Below are 18,856 nucleotides of genomic sequence, written 5' to 3' on the forward strand. Positions count from 1 at the left end.
TCCTTAGTTGACTTGCAGTAAACTTTTGGCCCATCCACCGGTTTGGAAGATGGCGATGACCAGAAGCAAGGAAAAACCTACATAGGTCCAGCAGAGAGTGAAGATGTCTCCCACACTTTCAAGCTGGATAGCTCCTATGATCGTCATGAAAAAGTAAACTGCAATCATGATGAAAGCTCCCTGCAGTCCAAGCGCAAGAAGTCGCTTGAGAAAAGAAACACCGATAGATTTATATTCTGAGCTACAAAACGTACAGAAGGGAACTGGGGCAACAGCAACGAAAATATAGATCTCAATAAAACGCAGCTGGCAGACAATCGATGCCAAAGTCAGCGCAATGTTGATCACCACATTGCAGAACCAGGCTGTTACCCCTGCGAAGAATTTATTCATAAGATCGGCGTCTTTCATTGCTTCGGTAACAAGCTCTTCTGTGTTGATTGACGACATCTCTTCGATGGTAATCATCTTTCCAATATTGTTGGCTACCTCGGTACTCAACGAAAAACACAGCGAGATGATACCGGTCATGTTCTTAACGACAACAACACAAATTGCCATTTTAAGCAGGGTCATGATAATCGAGTAAAACATGTCGATACCACTGGTTTGATTGCGGCTCAGCAGATGGAAGAGCTCCATCGCAAAGAAAATACCACATACGGTCACTGCTACTGGTGCCACCGCTTTCAACGATACATTTTGTGCAGTTTCCCAAAGGGAAGCCGCAGGGAATGATACTCCATCAGTGAGATTTGAACCATTAGGATGTAAGGCTGCCAGATTAAAGATTTCTTGAATTTTTGCATAGTCAAACGTAGCCAAACTTGTAATGAATTCGACTATACCGCTCAGGAACTCAATCATTCATCTTCTCCTGGGAGTTTCGGCTTAGCCGAAGTTCAGATTAAGGCCGGCAAGAATGCCGAAAATGAACCAGACAGCAGCGCCTGCCATTGCCAGAAAGACGTTGGAACCAATCTGATTGCTATCATGATTAAGCGCAGAGATGATCAGCTTAATAACGGCAAAGCAGAAAATAACAATACCTGCTGTCTGACCAGCTTTAGACAGAATAGTCCACATGTTAGTAATTGAATCCATAATTAATTCCTCCTATTTTTGATTTCGTATTCCAGCAGAAGATCATCGATGGTCTCTTCTAACTGGCTGCTGTTGATGTAGATCATTGCCGCTCCCGTATAAAGGTTTTCATCAAGATAGCCGTGTTCGTAGTCATCATGATCCAAGTCGTCAATTGATCTGGATCTTGCAATCTCAAGCGGCTGCAGCAGTTCACGATAACTTGCGACATCAAACCTGTTCGCTTCGCCATCTGGCCCATGGATCGTTTTTTCAATATTTGGATGATCCATCAATGTGTATTTCTCGTCTTCGAAGATTTGTCGTCCTCGTATGTGGACCAGACAGTGATTTGTAGGAATTCGGTTGATTTCATCAGCTCCATAAAGAGGCCGCTGATAGATCTGATCTGTTTCCGAGTATCCACCGCTTCGCCCTTTAGAGACGGTTTTCGACTTATAAATGACCGTTTCATTACCAATCAGCTTGGATAACATCTCAGTTGTGGTTGGTCCTTTTCCACCCAGAAACAGCGTGGTTGAACAGTTCTCAAAAATTGCCTCCCATTGTTTTTCGTAGAGCCCTTTAAGCTGTGACAAACCCTGAACAATAAATGACGCTGAGATATTACGGGACCGCATTGTGGCGGTCTTGATGTCTATATCAAGCTGCTTACCTGTCGTAGCAAACTCGTCATTGATAATGCGAGTATGGATTGGCAGCGCGTGGTCCTTACGTCCGTCCGCCGCACGGTACAGCTGATCGTATACCTGCTGCAGGATGATTGATGCCAGAAAAGAAAAAGTTCTGTCCGAATCAGAAATGATTACAAACAGAACAGTTTTTCGTAGCTGATCCGGATCGATTTTTTCATAGTCTCTGCCCGTCAGGCTTTCCCAGTGGCTGCGAGTAATGTCTTTAGATAGATCATCATGGGCATTTTTATTCATAACCAGTGGGGTGCCGATTCTCTCAAGATGGAGTTCATCCTCTTTCAGGATGTTCTTCAGCCCTGGGAGATTAAATACAGACAGGCGAACACCAACAGATACAAGGATGCTTTTAGCTGTTTTTCCAGCGGACATTTTGAACATCTTGTAGTTCTTCACAGCAAGCTCTCCAAACTGCACTTCTTCCCATGTTGCGCCTTGATCTCTGCACTCGGCCAAGTCTTTTTCGAGCTGCTCGAATAGTAGATCCAATTCTGACTTAAAAGTGTCGGCGCCTTGCTCTTCTTTGGCTTCTGCAAGGAGCAAGAGATCCATCACAGTGTTGAAGTTTTGTTCTGCCGTATCCTTAAAAACATGTTGGACAAAGAATACAAGGGCAACGATAAATGTCTGTTCAGCCTTGACGAAGAAATCGTCACCGCCGGTTTTTTCTTTTGACGTGGTATTTTCGATCAGTGAGACGACAAATTTCTGTATGTCATTCGGCTCAAAAAAATAGTGAAATGGGTTATATCCCATAGATTTGCCCATGTCAACCAGGTTCAAATACCTTATGTCGTAGCCGCCTACTTTCAGGGCGTTGCCAACTTCTTCGGCAACACTCCCTTTAGGGTCCAGCACAACATAGTTTGAATGCATTTGCAGCAAGTTAGGTTTAACGTACGACATGGTTTTCCACGACCCAGAGTCACCAATTACCATGACATTATCATTGAGATTTGTGTTTCGAGTATTCATGTCGAGTCGGATATTTTTGGATAAAAGAATATCCTTCGTCCGGTCATGGCCTGCCAGGACTTTAGCTTCCTCCAGTTTTGCGTTTTTTGCAGACCCATGCTCTTCTTTGGGACGTAGGTTCTTCTTTGATCGCTGAATTTCGGCCCAAATGAGCCATCCTATACTCATTACAATAAGTGCTGTGGCCATGAAAGCCATCGGATGGAAGCCCGCCTCTCTAAGACGCCATCCGTTGGTTAATCCATAGGTAAATGCTTCCTCTGAATTCTGAACCATTGGAAGCAACCTCATGGTAAAAGCCAGAGTACCGTAGAGATACAAGGATCCGAAAAAGGCTGCTACGGAGATTAGAAACGGTTTCATTCGAATCGAAGAATATTTCTTTTTTCTGTTAGAACCTTCTTCGCCTGAATGCTCTGGAGTTTCATATTCTTCAGACCCAACAGCTGGGTTTATTTCGCTCATCGACTCACCTCCTTTCCTGTGCTTCTCTTCTGACTAGATTTAGAGATTTTGGCATCCCTTGTAGATGTCTCGTGCTCTCTCTGGGTTCTCAAAGCATTGATTTTAAGTGTTTGCAATTTCTGCTTCAAGGGTACGTGAGTCCTGTTTCTAGCTTCCAGCTTACGGCAGATATACTCCCATTTCGGTATATCGCATTCCGCAAAAGCAAGGAGATGTTCCGCATCAATCAATACCGGCTTTCTGTCAGCCCCGATTTTCAGGTCCATGATCGGCAAACCTCTTTTATTAAGGACCAGGTTCCCGTGTTCATCGAGCCTCGGCTCTTTTAAAAGGAACTTATCCAGCAGTTCCCCATCTTTGCCCGTTACTGATCCGGGTTCTGAAACGAACTCTTGGTAGAGTTGTTCCAGGTTGGCAGGACGTTTGGCCAGAAAATAGTTAACATTCATCTTTTTGCATTCACGCTGTATAAGTTTCCTGTCCTCATCGTGAATTCCTATCTTCATCGTTCTACTGTCTTTTGAGAGCAAATTAAGTTCTTCAAGACTGGACTCTTTCTTAAACTGAGACCCGTAGTGCCTCTTTCCGTGCAAGACGTTATAGTAAACCGAATCTCCGTGAGCAAGTTGTGCCAAATAAAAAGCGTTCAGAAAATCTCTGAGCGCTTTTACAACGCTGGTCCCTGCCTGCACGGCAATTGTAATTGAACTGCCTGCAGCATGTTTGACTTCGTTATCAATCGACATTTCTCTTCTCTTTCTCTTTGGTTTGCTCAAACTTGAGCCTCTCGCAAATGTTAGCGACAAACAACAAAATTGCGATGATGATGATCCAGAAACTGTTTGCAATTATAATTGAGGTCAGCACATTAATCGCATAATAATCAATCAAACTCGTCATTCGCAGAAGAATTGAGCCGGCCAGAACAATAAGAAGAATAATCCCGATCTTTGCCCAAGTCTTGTTATATGCGGCTACAAGATCAGTAGTCTTCTTCATGGTCCTCATTTACAAAAAAATTTATATCATCTTTCACATAGTTGGTTGCAATGTTGCCATCTGAAACAGATTTTTCTTCCCGGTCTTCGACCTTATTAAATAGAGCAGCCTGCTGCTCTCTCAACTTCAGGATCTGTTTTTCGTATCGCTCGAATTTCTTGATTTGATCATCGAGTGTTTTTAAACGATCTTCTTTTTCAGCGAGTTCGACTCGCAGAGCATCTGTGCGCTGCATAAGTGTTTCTCGCTCTTTCTTTAGATTTTCAACAGTAGGTGGTTTTGGTGCCTTAGCTTTTCTTGCCATAAATTCTCCTTTCTAACAAATAAAAGTCGGTGCTAGATTCGCATCCGACTCAGCCATTTCTTAGTTCTCATCCAGTCCTAGTTCTGCTTTCTTTTCATCTTGATCGCGATGATACCTACAATCACGATTGATGCACCGCCGATTGCCATCAGCAGTCCAGCGTTGGTCCCAACAGCAGTTTTGGCACCTCCCAAAAGAGTGTTGTTGTAGACATAGTGATAGATCAGGTCATCACCTGGATCCACCTTTGAATCATTGACATACATTCCTTCGTCATTGATCTCGACTTTGACAACCTCGTCAGACAGCATGTAGCCCATTGGGGCGCCAGTTTCTTTGATATAGGTGATGCCGTAATCGACCTCAAATGTAGCCGTCCCATCTGTAATGTTCCCAGCTACTACATCGAGTTTCTCTTTGCACTCAGGGTCAGAATAACTCGTGAACTGAAAGTCGTTTGAAGTGATAGCTACACCTGTAGCTGCATCGACCTTATCAACGGCAATTTTTGGCAGCTGATCGTGTTTAGGTAAAACATCTACATCATATAAGAACAACTCATCTACATCATCCCATGTGGGTATGGCGATCAAGAACGGGGCAATGAATTCATAACCCGCAATATCTTCCGCCTGAAGCAGATAGACGCCTACACTCAGCTGATCGGCTCTGGTCTTTCCCTGATAGTCAGTCACCAGTTCTGTTACCAGCGACTCATCAGCGAACCGCGATAGCTTTCTGGCAACTTCCTCCATATCGTTAGCTGTCTTGATGTCGTTGAGATCAACTTCAGATTGTGCAAAATCATCATTCAGGACGTACTCACCATTAATGACGTCCGCTACCTTGTAAAGACCGAATTTGACATTATCACGCGGGCGATTGTCTTTGGATTCCGTCAGCTCAATGCTGATACTGCCAAGCCCGTTTTCAGGAACCTTAGTCAGGTCCTTTTCAGGCACTAACGTAACATCCGGAGTCCTGTCACTTTCAGCGAGAATTGTGTGAGATCCGGCAAGTGCACCACCGGCAACCATCCCAGTGATCAATGCCGCGCTGATCTTTCTATTCATAGGTTCTCTCCTTTCGCTTATGGAAAAAATCTTTAATGGGTCTATATAGACCTATAAAAATGAAAATGAATGGTAATGAAGCAAATATCAGTTCCCGCCAGGAAGGGGGAGCAGGCATGACTGCCTGTGCAGCCATTTCTGAGTAGGGAACTTGATGGGCTGTCACTAACAGCCGATGGGTGTTGATCCCATAGGGAGTACAAGTCACTAGTGTTATTAGATCTTTACCACCCACCGTTTGCAGCTTGTCCATATCTTCGGGGTCGATAACTTCGATATTCTCCACTTCGTAAGCCAACTTTCGGCTAGAGATGTCAAGGAAAATCAGATCACCCGTTTCCAGCTCATCTAACCGGGTGAATAGCTTAGAATTTGGAAGCCCGCGGTGAGCTGTAAGAACGCTTCGTGAATTCTCGCCGCCAACAGGTAAACTTGAACCTTGAAGATGACCGACGCCCTTGGAAAGCACTTCATCATCCGTCCCATGGTAGATAGGCAAGCTGATATTGATCTTCGGGATAGAAATGGATCCCATCAGACCTGTTCCAGCCAGATTCAGCTGACTTTCGTAGTTCTCGTCGCTGTAGAATTCAGCATCAGCATTTCCCACGATGGCCCCTTGTGCCTGCCACAACCGAGTATTGTATTCATCGGCATTTTTTAAAGCCTCTTCCGCTGTATTCTCGCTGGCTGATACAGTCTGGTTAAAACTACTGATCACACTTTTTTGCTCTAATCCAGCGATAAGGCCCAAGACGAGAGGGGCAGCACAGAGTAGGAAACCGATGACAAAAAACAATCTGGAGAATATCTTCCTTTTCATCGATTACTCTTCGCTATTCTGCTTCTTCTTGCCTTTGCTTACAGCCAGACCAACCGTTCCCATAGCGACACCTGCTCCAAGCATGATCAGTGTCCAGTTGGAACCAGTAATAGGCAGCTTTGATCCAACTTCATTGATGACTGTGATATTGGCGGCTCCTTCTTCTGCGTTAGCTTCTAGAACCAGATTCTCTGTCTTTTCGAGGCCGCCGTAGAATGTTTTAACTGTGGCAGTAGCTTCCAGATTAACAAGGATCTGGTCCGTTGCTCCTTGGCCTTCAACATAAGAGTTTCGGTCGGTCGTGAATGTCGGCTTCAGAGTGAGCTCAATGGGATCCAGCAGCGGGCGGTAGCCATCAGGAGCCGCGGTCTCTTTCAGCCAATAGGTTCCCTGGTCCAAACCATAGATATTGAATACACCGTTAGCGTCAGACACCATCTCTACCGCTTCTGCAGGGACAGCGCCACCGGTGTGATCGGTGCCGCCTACCGCATCTCGGTTGATGACGATATAGCCATTTGTTCCTTGCTTTAAGTAGACCTCATTCTGGCAATCTGCATCGCTATACAGGCGGAATTTAGCCCCTTCCAGGGTTTTGTCATAGTTGTTCAGTTTCAGTCCGTTTACTTTATATGTGAAGCACACTACGGTATCCCAGGGTGTAAAGCCTGTTTCGCCGGTGCCATTAGAGTCAGGATTGTTAGAGAATTCGAGACGGACCTGGTTTTCAAAGCCAGGACGTCCAGTCTGATCAGCGGCCGAATCATTCAGTCTCGCATTGTATGTCAGTTCAATTTTCTGACCATAAACGTTTTCGTTGTTATTATTCAGACCACCAGGGAATTCGCGATCAATAATGGCTTTCAGATCCGCAATTTCAACACGGAACGTTGCACCTGAAACTGACTCATTTACGTTAAATTCGCCAGATTTGAGTGTATATGTCTTCTGTGCTGAGTTAGCTTGATTGGGGTTTTCGGATCCTTTGATCGTGATCTGTACAGATGCAGGATCAAAGGTAAGCGCAGGATCCATGTTGTCCCAGAAAGCGAGATAGTAAGAGTGATAACCGTTCATATTCGGGGCTGATGTCTGGTACCGATAGGGGACAGTTTGACCGATTTCAAAATCGGCAACATCATTCCATCCGATTCCGTTGTCATCTTCGTTTATCTGCTTCTCCACCAGTGGATAGTCCGATTTGATCTTGATGGAGGCTGTAGGATTAGCCGTGGAAACGATACACATTGATGCAGCTGAGTGCCCGCCGTTATTGCCTACATTTTCTTCATCTACGACGTAATATCCGTAGTCCAGACCACCGATCTGGATGGATCCATTGGCCTGAGTCTGAGTGACTGTCACGGACGAACCTGTAATACCCTGCTTTTTGATCTCATCTCTAAGATCCTCCACAAAGTAACGGAAATCGCTGTAGGATCCTTCAATTGTCTGGTTTGCATTTGCACCTTCGACAGGATTGGTATTGAGGGACTGAATATAATCAATGATCTGGTAATCATTTACAGAATCAGTAGATAACTTGAGGGCAGTGCCTACAACACTCTGCAGAGCGGATCTATAAACAGGATTTACATCATAATTGATTGACTCGCCATCTTTGGAATTTTCAGCTGTGAATAACTGATACACCTGGAATTTCTTTCCCAGCAGAGTCTGACCAGTATTTGCAGTAATCGTAATGCTGGCTGTTCCGGTTCCAAGACTCGCAATGCCATTAGGCGTGTTAGAAGTCGGGTTTAAGGCATATTCTTCCGCATGAGCTACAATGGGAGAACCAAAAGAAAAAGCGGTGGGTCCACCGCAAAGCATGGCTGTCAGAGCCATTGAACTAATGGCTGCTGTTTTGTAAAAACTTTTTCTCATCAATCTACTTTCTTTCTAAATTGTCGTCTTGCATTTTCTGTTCTTCGAGAACACATAGCCAAAAATGCCAAAAATGATGGCTGCTCCAATAAGTTTAATTGTCCAATTAGAGCCAGTTTCCGGGAGTTTTCCTGAAGTGTAATTGATCACAGTAATGGCGATGATGGTTGTCCCGTTTCCATCCTCCAGATGAATTGATCCATCGATATTGGCAACCGTATATTTGACACCGTCAACATAAAAGTTGAATGTACCTTCTGCCGGTGTAGCTTCAGCTCGCAGTTCGTAAACATGCGCGTCCCCGTTTTTATCAACCGGGATTCGGTACCCCGCAGGGGCCTTGGTCTCTGTAAAATAGTAGGTTTTCCGGTCTTCCAACTTCTCAAAAACAAGAACACCAGTTTCATTTGTTGTTAGAGTTTCAATCGCCTTTGTACAGTCCTCGTCTTCATAGATCGTGAATTCGGCTCCTGGCAAGATCTTGTCATGCTCATTGATTTTGATCAGTTTCAGGTCGTATTCCTTGACCTCTTCGTTGACTTTAAGGCCGTACTCAGGGGATCTATTTTTCCCAGCGGACCACTCCATATTCTTGTCAGTCAGATCCGTGATCATTGTGATGCCTGTCTCAGTAACTTTAAAAACGACTTCGTGGGGGTTTTCAACATAGCCAGCACTGGCTGTTTTTTCCAGAATTTTGTGCTCGCCGAGAGCTAGACCGACCAGCTTAATCTGGCCATTCTCATCTGTCGTAAGATCCTCGGTAGATCCATCCGGCTTAGTGTGAGTATAAATTGTTCCGCCAACAGGGACTGTAGTTCCAATCTGCACTTTGGTAAGAATCAGCTCATTAACTACGTCAGGTACTTTCGGAGCGTTATAAGTTTTTACATCTTCTGCTTGTCCAGAAGCCGTGATTGTACGAACAAAACGCTCATTATTAATGTAATAACCCTGCGGGGCCTTGGTTTCCTGAATGGTCACTGTGCCCAACGGTAATACAACAATGCCTTTAGAGTTTTTATAGAAAGCATCACCGGAGACTTTGTGGGCATCATCAAGATATGTAAATCCGTCACTATCTGTACGAATTACCCACGTTCTAGTGGCAGTTCCATCAATGTTCGGATTGATACCTGCAAAGAATTTAACAGTAAATTCCGCTCCTTCCAGAGTAGCGGATCCTTGCGGTTTGCCTTGGTCAGTCTGACTGTCCACTTTCTGTAGCAGGATTTCAATAGGATCAGACTGCGGATTGTCCTTAGCGTAAACATGATGCATATTAACATATCCTGCAGGATGCGTTTCAGCTGGACCAATCGTGACTTTGTACTCGGTAGGATCCAAAGCGTATCCTTTTCCGGCTGTTGTCTCCTTGTAGGTGTAATCACCGAATGGCAGCTCGATAATATTTGACCAGTTATCTTTGCTGTTGTCGGGAATTGTAAGCTTTCCTACAGCCTTTTTATTCTTGTCGTATACCGTATATTCCGTACCAGTGAAGTCGTAGCAATTATTCCCATCTGTGATAGTCGTATTACTTGACTGCTTTTGTAAGGACAGATGGCCTTTCTGTTCCTCATATACGCCATAAGCCAGCGGCTGATAGGGAGTGGTGATCCCCTGCCAGTTCATTCCTGAGCCGCTCGTCGGAGCAATATAAGCCACAAAGTCAGAAGGTGGAGACGGCCAGCTCTGCAGCTGATTCCAAATAGATGAAACATAGTCTCTCCAAATCCAGCCCCCACCGATGTTGGCAGATATGCATGTGCCCGTATTTGCCATTGACACCAAGTCGTTAGTGAAGATTACCTGCTGCTCTTTCGAGTAGTTTGTTAATTTGTTTTGGGGCCCGTTGTAGCCATAATATAAAGCCTTACGGAGGTTCTCATTGTTCTGCTTAACAGGAGTTCCGAAAGTAGTTCCTGCAGGAGGAGGGGACTGCATACCGTTAGCGCAAAAAGCGAGCTGACTGCCGTGGTTAGGAGTTGCTATATCCCAGGTGCCCCCATCCATGTATCCGCCACCGCCATAATACCAATAGTGAATCGTAAGATTTGTTACGGTTCCTCCTGCACTTCTCTGCATATTGATATAGGGTTCTGATTCATAATCCAGACGAACATTCGGGTCAAGAATCAACATTCCATTCCACGAAGTTCCATAAATGCCGTAATTCTGTAAAAACTCTTCCGTCAAGAAATAGTCACTATCCACGACCTCCTGAAGATCGTATTCTTCTACTTTTTTCTTTCGAAGTTCAAGGGCGCTTGTATAATCGCCCTTTTGGTATTGAGTAATGGCTTTCTCTTCTTCGGGAGTGAGCTGGAACTGGCGCTCGAGTTTAGATTGAGTCACTGTTTCCATCACGGCATCTTCCTCTTCAACTGGGGAGCCTGATGTAACTTGAGCCGTTTCTTCAGTTTCCGGGGTTGCAGTTCTTTCTTTTGATGCAGTTCCTTCCTGGATATTGGCGATATTTGCAAATTCAACCGAAATTACAGAGTCACCCTCAGGAACTTTCCAGTCAAACTGATAGTGAGGTCCTGCGGAAAATAACTCATGATTTTTACCATCAATCTTCACGGAAGCAACTTCTGCGTTTACATCGGCCGTTGCATTTATATCAAGCACAGTTCCAGCTGCCAGGTGCTCCTCGAAAGTTTTGGCGGCAGTGATCGTTCTTGATACGTCATCGTAGTCAACAGAAACCGTTCCTGGGCCCTCTACTTCAATCGTGAGTTGAGGGGATTCTTCACCGGCTGCATTTACGGCAAAGGATTCAGAGGCAACGGCACCTAAGCCCATGACAGAAGCCAGCGCGAATGCCGAAAATTTTCTAAATCTTCTCATTGTGTTTCCTTTCTAAAATCCTCCATTTTGTTTGGTCACTCCTTTCAAAAAAAAACCCAAATCAGGAGGAGGATTTGGGTAGGTAGCAAAGTTGCTACCAATTATGTGATTAAGATGTGATAAGAAAAGGCGGTTTTTCAACCGCCTATACCTATGATTTATATTCGTTCTCCAAGAATGCTTCCAGCTTGTCATCATCCGTATATTCAATCTTGTTCAATTTCCACCAGTGCCATACGGCTTTGCCAAACTGCCATATTGGCCGGATTGCTATGGTGTAGACACAGAACAAAACAACGGTGCCAAACAGGATATTGTCGATTCCATGGCTAAATCTACCGGCAGCTTCTTCGAGCAGGGCTACTATTCCAAATATGACGAAAAACAGAACCATCCCTCCGAGGAAACTACGGGCCCAAAGGCACAGCCGTATAACGAAGATAGCGCCTAAGCATGATAGCAATGTCATTTCCCAATCATTACCTTTTTCGATAGCTTTGCTCACAACGACATATACAGCAATCCAGCAGATGGTTGCTACGAGAAGTGAAATCGCAGCTTTTCTAAGGCTATCGTTAATCCCAACCTGTCTATATTGCTGTTCAGCTACTTTTTCCTCGTACTCCTGTTTACGATACATATGGTAGTAGTTAACAGCGCCGCATTGAGGACAGCACCGAGCAGTATCAGAGACCTGGTGTCCGCAGTCTTTACACGTATACAACATATCAAATACTCATCTAATTCTTAATCACATAATTCGCAGCAGATTGCTGACTTATTTTGTTGCTCCGCAGCTTGAGCATTTGAATCCGGTAGATACGCGCTCATCATATGCAGCCTGATCCACTACCCATCGTGTTCCGTACTCAGCTGGATGGGAAATGGTTTCGTAACCAACAACGACTTGTACCCATTTGCTATAGTATCCACCGTTTTCTCCAGCCAGCATATGTTGCTTAACATGATCGCCAATTCCAGATTGTCCCAAATCGCTAATATCTGCGTGACATGAACTACAGTAAGTACGCTCATCCATGCCGTAAATTGGCACTTGCTCAGTCCATGCAGCTTTGATCAAGTATTGCTCGTTATGACCGACTTCCGGATGGTGGACTGTCCTGAACTGCTCTTCCCAGTTGTGAGTATGAGCAGGTTTTGAGGCAGTACTGCTAGAGGAGCTGTCCGTGGCTGGCTTGGAAGAGGTTGTGCTACTGGAGTTGTTTTTGTCTGCGGATGCAGCCACAGAACTGTTTGCAGTTGGAGAGGAAGAAGAGGACTTATCGGAGGAAGAAGTGGAAGACTTATTTTCAGTGGCACTTCGAGCAGAGGAAGAATTCGTGCCACTCTTTTCTGAATTTGTCTCACCTGTATCGGTCTTGGATTCAGAACTCTTTGTTTCTGGGTTGTTCAGGGTCTCAGTATCATCTTTGGCAGAGCCTGAAGAATCGCTGGTTGCCTTTGCGACCTTTTTTGTTGTTTCTGCAGTTCCAGTACTATCTTTGGTTTCTTTTGCCTGCGGGGCAGGGAATGTAGCTGCACACCCTACTCCCAGCAGGACAGCAGCAGTCAAAGCTGCCGCGATCATCTTTTTCTTCTTATTCATAATCAATTCCTTTTGTTATCAGTCGCTTCATCCTTAAATAACAGCCAGCTCATCGCCGGAATAGTAGAGATCCTTAGGATCTCGCTTCTCTTTTTTCTTTTCACCCTGGACCTTTGTAGAATGGTCACCAGTTTTAGTCGGGACAAATTCAAAGCTTTCAACACTGAGCTTGAGACTTTGAATTTTTTTGTCCTTTACAGTGGCTGTAGTAGGATCAAGAACTTTCATCGTATTTATGCTTGATGTCATTGATCCGGATAGAAGCAAAGGATCCCCTTTTTTCAAGTAATGGGAAATCGTTTCAGCAATTTTCCCATAAGCAATAAAAGGTATATTGTCATACCCTTTATTGCCTTCAGCGTCTTTATGCGGACGCCGAACAGTGAGGCTGTTGGTTAGGTAGGATGTTCCCGACTTGGCTATTTTCAACTCAAGATCGAAAGCCAGCCAACCCATAAATGTAGCGTGGTTCATTCTTATCCTTTCAAAACTTCATTTACAAGAGACTGATAGTCGTGCGAAACCGGCGAGGAAGGGAAGGCTTCTATTACGACCTGGTGATTGAGACTGGCGGTAGAAATCGGTTTTGCCTGATACCGGATAACAGAATCGAAGACCGCCTCTCCGAAGGTGTCTTTGAGTGCCTGGACCCACGCCATGTCAACGCCATTCCGATTCCGCATCGTAATCAGCAGTTTAACGTCAAACTCAAGTTCCTCTTCATCGAGAATGTTGTAGCAGCTGTTGAGGGTACTGTAAGTGCCCTCCAGACCCCCTCTGTCGATCTTTGTGGGGATCACAACCAGATCCCCCTGTTTATAGCAGGCAGTGAGACTGTTGAGAGTCAGCGAGTTCTCGAAAGGCTGATTGTCGATGATGACGTAGTCATAGTCATCTTCAACCTGTTTCAGCGCCTTACGCAGCACACTCAGAGCGCCGGCAAGTTTGCTCTTCAGCTTCAAGTCCGATGTGGCCAGCTTGTGGGATGCAGGAAGGATGTCCAGCTTCTCATACTTTGTCGTCTGAATCGCATCGGTGATGGATGCAGATCCCTCGATGACATCATGGATGTCTGCATCAAAGTCATTCTTGTTTACGTACTGTTCGAGAGCCTGGAAGGAGGCCAGAAAAGGGTCTGCTCCGTCATCAACGAGCTGCTGCCAGGTATCTTTATATTCCTGCGCACATTGCGTTGTCAGGCTCTTAGACAGGCCCAAAACAATGCTAGTGGAGTTGGACTGAGGATCATTGTCAACAAGCAACACTTTTTTGCCGCTCTTAGACAGGCCATAGGCAAGATTCAGGCAGGATGTCGTTTTTCCGTCTCCGCCCTTGTTTGAAACCATCGCAATGATCTTTGCTTTGCTCATTTCCATTCACCTCTCTCAAACTTCTTCACCATCTCCGCCAGCGATGCACACTCTAAACATTCAAGATGATGTGCCAACTCGGTCAACGTTTCATTTCGCACCTGCAGTTGCATTTTTTTATTAACGCGAATCTGTCCATTTGTGTGATCCTTCAGCTCCCGGCTGAGAGCAGACAGAAATTCTTCCAGTTTCAGCTGCTCCTGGTCAGTTTCATCTTCTGTGGTTTCGGGCTCCACCGTTCCTCCAGTCCCGGCTGCTTCCTTGAGATAGTTGGAAATCTGCCGGGCGCTCATTCCGATGTTTTTTCCAGCCCAGTCCACAAACCTTCCTTCAGCAGTTCCGCTCTTTTTCATCTCTTCCCAGATGGCTTGAAGAGATTTTACTTCCTGGATCCGAATATCCTTAGTTTTTGTCCGCTGTGCATTTCCACGAATGAGCCGCAGCATCTCATCAGATTTCGACTCAGGTGCATCCTCAATCTTTGCTTGGATCATTCCATCTGATTTACCTTCGGATACAAGTTTCAGAACTGCTTTGTATCTTCTTTCACCAGAAAGCAGGGTGTATTCCTTGCCGTCATCTTGAGGATCTGCGAACACGAGGATATTTGCATCCTGACCATTCTCATTGAGCAAATCTGCCATTTGATCAATGGCCTCTTGTTCAAAGTCTGTCTGGGCATAGAAATTTTCAGGGTTGATACGGATCTTCTCGACCGAAATATTACGAAAACCACGAGTCATGGCCTGCTGGACTGATGACTTGAATCCCATATTAGTAACATCCTCCATCAAAATTCTGATATTTTTGTGCATCGTTCTTCTCAAGCCAGGAAAGCTGTTCAGCGGTTGTTTTTTGCCAGACTGTATCGAGCACCCCATCTAAAGGCTGATCTAAATCATCAGCAGTTTTCCGAATCAAAACCGACACAAGATCCAAGACCTCCTTTGGTCCGACATTCTGCAAAATGACTTCCTGGTACTCTGGCAACTCTGTGCAGATGATGCTGCTGTCAGATCCAGCGATCTTTAGTTCGGAAAACAGAGTTCGTCTTCCGATTGCTTCTTTAACTTTCATTACCGTATCCTCTACATTCTATGTGCTCACAAACTCTGTATGAATAGTCTCTCATGGTTTAAGACGATATACATGCACATTAGTGGCATTCATTTGCGTTTGTAACCACACCTCACTTTCTTCGAGGCACAGCTTTGCTGTGCAAGTATAAAGTCCATAAAAAAATATAGATATGCCCACGCTTTTGCGTGGGCCGCCGCGAAAAATTCAGAAAAAATCGTGTCAAGCAAATTTCTGAATTATTTTTCTTTTTCCAGAAGATTTGAACTCATCCGTAAAACAGTAAGCTCTTCGGCAAGTATTCTCCGTGCTGAGTCGATTCGATCGACCTCAATCTGAAGTTTTCCTCTTTTTGAGTTATAGCCAGCAGAGTATCCAAGAAGCAGCCCAAGAATCGCAATCACAAAAATCCACAATCCATTCATCTCGCTTTTTCCTCCTTTCTATTTTCTTGATATTTCTCGTAGCGTTCCAATTCCCGTATCTCTTTATCCAATGGTCCCAACTCTTTGATCAACTTGTCCCTGGCATCTTCTAAAGGCATGAGGTTTTCCTTCTTATATCGCTCAATATGTTCGGGGGTGTCACTGTCACTCTCAATCATTTGGATCTCCATTTCGCCGATACAAGTTTGAATATCCTCGATGGTTTGGTTCAGTTTTCGAATCTCCTCCGCAATCTGGCACCGATTGTCTCGAAGGAAGGGAAGGGATCTCATTTGAGTTCGCATGTGTCTCTCCCATTCCAGTCGTTGCCAAGTGTTTTCGGCCCGCTGCCCTACGTAGTTCAGCCAGGCATCGCGTTTTTTCCACGGCTGATTCATCGGGATTGTGTTAATACCAGCCTGGCGATAAATTTCTGTGCGCATTTCGTGGATGGCTTTAAGAGAGTCGGTTGTCAGCAGCTTTTTCATCTGTGGAGACAAACGCCCCTGACTAGTCATCAGTTTTACTGAATCAAGATCAAGGGGCTGGCCATTCGCGGTTTCCATATATTTTGTCTTCAAGTAGCGCTGAGCACCTGGGGGTTTAATCCGGAGACCAGATCTTTTCTTTTGAGCCATCTGCTTATCAAAATGTTCTGATAAATCCGCAACAGACACCCGGCTTTCTTTTCCATATCTGTAAGCAGGGAAGTCAGCTTCCATGGGCAAGGTTACCTTCATCGTTTGCTTATTCCGATGCCATCTCACAGCAGCAGCGGGAATCTGCACATAGGTCTGCGACTTAGGAATTCTCAGGTAGTATGTTGTATCGGTGGTACGCTCTTTATCAAGTAGCACTCGGTTCGCCGTAAAAGAAAAAACGGATGGATCACCATCTTTACTGTTGTTATCCAGGGAGCCATCTTCCACTGAAAAATCCAGTTTGCGAAGAATATCTTTGAATGACTGGTAGGATCCTGACCGCGGAGCCAGGTATTCAATCACTTTTTTCACAGTGGATTGCTGTGTATCGTTAAAATCCGCCATCCATTCGTAATAAGATCGAGATTTAGGAGACTGCTGTGGCAAGACCCCTAGACCGTGTTCTCTACAAACTGCATCAGAGATTTGACGGAAATGTTGAAGATCATTTTTCCAGAATATATCCCATCCCTTACCTGTACCGTTCTGATAAGGATGAACTAGTATATGCGAATGCAAGTGAGGCTTGTCGGTATGGACGGCCAGGACATAAGGGTATTTACCTTCGGTAATTTTGTCAGCCCATTCTTTGGAAATGTCAAATACTTCTTCAGGTGTGACAGAACCAGGTTCAAAGGATTGTACGAAATGATAGGCTTTCACTTTAGCCTCTTTTCCGGTTTTTTTTCGCCGCTTTTCTCTCCACACCTTCCATGTTGTTGAAGCAAGTTGAGGAGGCCCGTTTCTCGCATCGCTGGAATAGACAAGGTACCCACCTGTTGTTTTTTCCTCAGAGTTCTTAAGATCCAAAATATAAGAGATCGCTTGGGATGCACTGGCAGATATACTCCAACCCTTGACAGTTGCCATGCAACTATAACTCTCTTTCTATTTTTGCCTTCAAATTCGGATCTTCCTCGAATGCAATTTCAACGTCCCTATAGAAAACTTTCTCTGGCTTGATTGTCAGGGTTTCAAGCTGAGGCACAACTGAACTGGAGAACTCTTTAAATGTATTCATGATTGAAGCCGCATTTTCAGCAAGATTCCTATAATCAGGATTATCGAGATATAGATTTATATCGTGAAATTTTTTAGACATAGCATTGATCTCGTTCATGGCCTTAACCAACTGATTGATATTCGATCCAATTTTTGCCAACTCAATTTTTAAGGATTCCACCTCTTTTGGATATTCATACTTTATGAAATATGGACATAGAGTCGCATTTTTTATCAAAGAGGTCATTGAGATGTCTAAGATACTTGCCCTGCGGGCTATGAGGTTCTTCATTTCAGCTGTACAGCGTATATGAAATTCCTGGTCTTTCAAATCATCACCTCCTGGCTCAAACGCAAATATAAAAGGCGAACCCTATGCTGGTGTTCGCCTTAGTTTTATTGCATGATAGCATATTATCATCATTTCCAATTCGATAGAATCGAAACATGAAAGCTCTACTTAAATGTGACGTAAAGGGGCTCGGGGTAACACCCCGAAAGTAAAATTGGGGTGTGGATACATAAATGTGGATACAATACATCCGCAGATAATGTGGATACAAACCCCTTGCTTGCGAACTTTCAAACCTATATTTTCCTATAAATCATAATCAGGCACTTCGTGCCTTAAAAAAAAATCACTCTTCCTCCTATTCAGGTGGTGTGAAGTCCGTTTTTGCTACACCTTTAAGGTGACAGCAAATAAAAGTATAGAATGTAAACGGCCGTATAGCGGAGTTCATAAAGACAATCAAAGACCATAAAATACATAAATAGGCGCGCCTGGAGGTGGTCGTAAGTACAAAAAAAGCAGGACGTACCTGCGTGAAAAGGAATTAGACTGTAGGGGAAATACGCCGATCTGGCCGGAAATTTCGACCGTCTTCAACTCCTTCATTATACTTGGCGGTTGAAATTCGGCCATTAAGATTGTGCTGTTTTACTTTCATCCCTTCGATTTCCTTTTCAACTTCTCGTGGAGTGACAAGGACCAAGGCATAGTCCTGGTATTCTTCATCCTGTTTTTTGAACGCTTCATTTAGGCCCGCGATAAAGCCAAATGCATAACCATTCTCAATCTTACGGAGTTCTTTTGTTGATAACATGGAGAACTCTTTTTTAAATCTTTTGAATGCAGACCGTACTGAATCAACAGCATATTCGAAAACCATCACACACAGGTCAAAATCATCAGGCAAACCGATGAAACCGATTGTTCGGGTTTGTGCGCCAGCTTCAACAGCGCCATAAGAACGACAACAATAGTGACTGGCGATAACATTAGCCAAAATGCTCATCCACGGATCCCGCCGATTACTGCATGAATATTTAGTCGTTTTCCTGACGATAGTAGAACGGCATTCGGAAAAAACTTCCTGTTCTGTAATCTTGTGTTCTGCCATAAGCGCACGGGCTTTCAGCAAGGCGGCTTTGGCTTCATTTTCGTTTGAACTTTTGGAAAGTGCGAGCAGTTTTCTGATTTTGTCTTTGTAATTCATA

At 44.5% G+C, this 18,856-nt stretch carries 20 protein-coding genes; all 20 read right to left on the reverse strand.

What is annotated here, in order from left to right; translation table 11 throughout:
• Positions 1 to 3: 3 nt before the first annotated feature.
• Positions 4 to 867, reverse strand: a complete 864-nt coding sequence (locus tag aalo17_RS02800) for a VirB6/TrbL-like conjugal transfer protein, CD1112 family (protein WP_067555331.1) — start codon at positions 865 to 867, stop codon at positions 4 to 6.
• Positions 868 to 891: 24 nt separating this feature from the next.
• Positions 892 to 1,104: a hypothetical protein gene (locus aalo17_RS02805; RefSeq protein ID WP_067555334.1), complete on the reverse strand. Its 213-nt coding sequence runs from the start codon at positions 1,102 to 1,104 to the stop codon at positions 892 to 894.
• A gap of 2 nt (positions 1,105 to 1,106) precedes the next feature.
• Positions 1,107 to 3,236 carry a VirD4-like conjugal transfer protein, CD1115 family gene (locus tag aalo17_RS02810; protein WP_067555336.1) on the reverse strand — a complete coding sequence of 710 codons (2,130 nt, stop codon included), beginning with the start codon at positions 3,234 to 3,236 and terminating at the stop codon, positions 1,107 to 1,109.
• Complete coding sequence (locus tag aalo17_RS02815; protein ID WP_067555339.1) at positions 3,233 to 3,982, reverse strand: hypothetical protein; 750 nt, start codon at positions 3,980 to 3,982, stop codon at positions 3,233 to 3,235. Before aalo17_RS02815 ends, aalo17_RS02810 begins: the two co-directional genes overlap by 4 nt.
• Positions 3,972 to 4,235, reverse strand: coding sequence for a hypothetical protein (locus tag aalo17_RS02820; protein ID WP_067555341.1), 264 nt, complete (start codon positions 4,233 to 4,235; stop codon positions 3,972 to 3,974). Before aalo17_RS02820 ends, aalo17_RS02815 begins: the two co-directional genes overlap by 11 nt.
• Positions 4,219 to 4,539, reverse strand: a complete 321-nt coding sequence (locus tag aalo17_RS02825) for a hypothetical protein (RefSeq protein ID WP_067555344.1) — start codon at positions 4,537 to 4,539, stop codon at positions 4,219 to 4,221. Before aalo17_RS02825 ends, aalo17_RS02820 begins: the two co-directional genes overlap by 17 nt.
• A 77-nt stretch (positions 4,540 to 4,616) precedes the next feature.
• On the reverse strand, positions 4,617 to 5,612 hold the full coding sequence (locus aalo17_RS02830) for a prealbumin-like fold domain-containing protein (RefSeq protein WP_067555347.1): 996 nt from the start codon (positions 5,610 to 5,612) through the stop codon (positions 4,617 to 4,619).
• Positions 5,605 to 6,435 (reverse strand): class C sortase, encoded by an 831-nt coding sequence (locus aalo17_RS02835; RefSeq protein WP_067555350.1) that lies wholly within the window; start codon positions 6,433 to 6,435, stop codon positions 5,605 to 5,607. Before aalo17_RS02835 ends, aalo17_RS02830 begins: the two co-directional genes overlap by 8 nt.
• A gap of 3 nt (positions 6,436 to 6,438) precedes the next feature.
• Positions 6,439 to 8,322 carry an isopeptide-forming domain-containing fimbrial protein gene (locus aalo17_RS02840; RefSeq protein ID WP_203225839.1) on the reverse strand — a complete coding sequence of 628 codons (1,884 nt, stop codon included), beginning with the start codon at positions 8,320 to 8,322 and terminating at the stop codon, positions 6,439 to 6,441.
• 15 nt (positions 8,323 to 8,337) lie between these two features.
• Positions 8,338 to 11,175, reverse strand: coding sequence for a SpaA isopeptide-forming pilin-related protein (locus tag aalo17_RS02845; protein WP_067555356.1), 2,838 nt, complete (start codon positions 11,173 to 11,175; stop codon positions 8,338 to 8,340).
• 151 nt (positions 11,176 to 11,326) lie between these two features.
• Positions 11,327 to 11,815, reverse strand: a complete 489-nt coding sequence (locus aalo17_RS02850) for a hypothetical protein (protein ID WP_143385632.1) — start codon at positions 11,813 to 11,815, stop codon at positions 11,327 to 11,329.
• A 138-nt stretch (positions 11,816 to 11,953) separates the two neighbouring features.
• A complete protein-coding gene (locus aalo17_RS12565; RefSeq protein ID WP_145907463.1) occupies positions 11,954 to 12,781 on the reverse strand; it encodes a hypothetical protein in 828 nt (275 codons plus the stop codon).
• Positions 12,782 to 12,814: 33 nt separating this feature from the next.
• Positions 12,815 to 13,255, reverse strand: a complete 441-nt coding sequence (locus aalo17_RS02865; RefSeq protein WP_067555368.1) for a single-stranded DNA-binding protein — start codon at positions 13,253 to 13,255, stop codon at positions 12,815 to 12,817.
• 2 nt (positions 13,256 to 13,257) lie between these two features.
• Positions 13,258 to 14,151: a ParA family protein gene (locus tag aalo17_RS02870; RefSeq protein ID WP_075886291.1), complete on the reverse strand. Its 894-nt coding sequence runs from the start codon at positions 14,149 to 14,151 to the stop codon at positions 13,258 to 13,260.
• Complete coding sequence (locus tag aalo17_RS02875) at positions 14,148 to 14,924, reverse strand: ParB N-terminal domain-containing protein (RefSeq protein WP_067555375.1); 777 nt, start codon at positions 14,922 to 14,924, stop codon at positions 14,148 to 14,150. Before aalo17_RS02875 ends, aalo17_RS02870 begins: the two co-directional genes overlap by 4 nt.
• A 1-nt stretch (position 14,925) precedes the next feature.
• Positions 14,926 to 15,228: a hypothetical protein gene (locus aalo17_RS12775; RefSeq protein ID WP_067555378.1), complete on the reverse strand. Its 303-nt coding sequence runs from the start codon at positions 15,226 to 15,228 to the stop codon at positions 14,926 to 14,928.
• Between the two features lie 239 nt (positions 15,229 to 15,467).
• Positions 15,468 to 15,653 carry a hypothetical protein gene (locus tag aalo17_RS02885; RefSeq protein ID WP_067555381.1) on the reverse strand — a complete coding sequence of 62 codons (186 nt, stop codon included), beginning with the start codon at positions 15,651 to 15,653 and terminating at the stop codon, positions 15,468 to 15,470.
• A complete protein-coding gene (locus aalo17_RS02890; RefSeq protein ID WP_067555384.1) occupies positions 15,650 to 17,224 on the reverse strand; it encodes a relaxase/mobilization nuclease domain-containing protein in 1,575 nt (524 codons plus the stop codon). Before aalo17_RS02890 ends, aalo17_RS02885 begins: the two co-directional genes overlap by 4 nt.
• A gap of 4 nt (positions 17,225 to 17,228) precedes the next feature.
• Positions 17,229 to 17,687, reverse strand: coding sequence for a plasmid mobilization relaxosome protein MobC (locus aalo17_RS02895; RefSeq protein ID WP_143385633.1), 459 nt, complete (start codon positions 17,685 to 17,687; stop codon positions 17,229 to 17,231).
• 505 nt (positions 17,688 to 18,192) lie between these two features.
• On the reverse strand, positions 18,193 to 18,855 hold the full coding sequence (locus tag aalo17_RS02900) for a DUF7168 domain-containing protein (protein WP_067555390.1): 663 nt from the start codon (positions 18,853 to 18,855) through the stop codon (positions 18,193 to 18,195).
• Position 18,856: the final 1 nt, after the last annotated feature.

Source organism: Faecalibaculum rodentium (assembly GCF_001564455.1).
Taxonomy (GTDB): domain Bacteria; phylum Bacillota_I; class Bacilli_A; order Erysipelotrichales; family Erysipelotrichaceae; genus Faecalibaculum; species Faecalibaculum rodentium.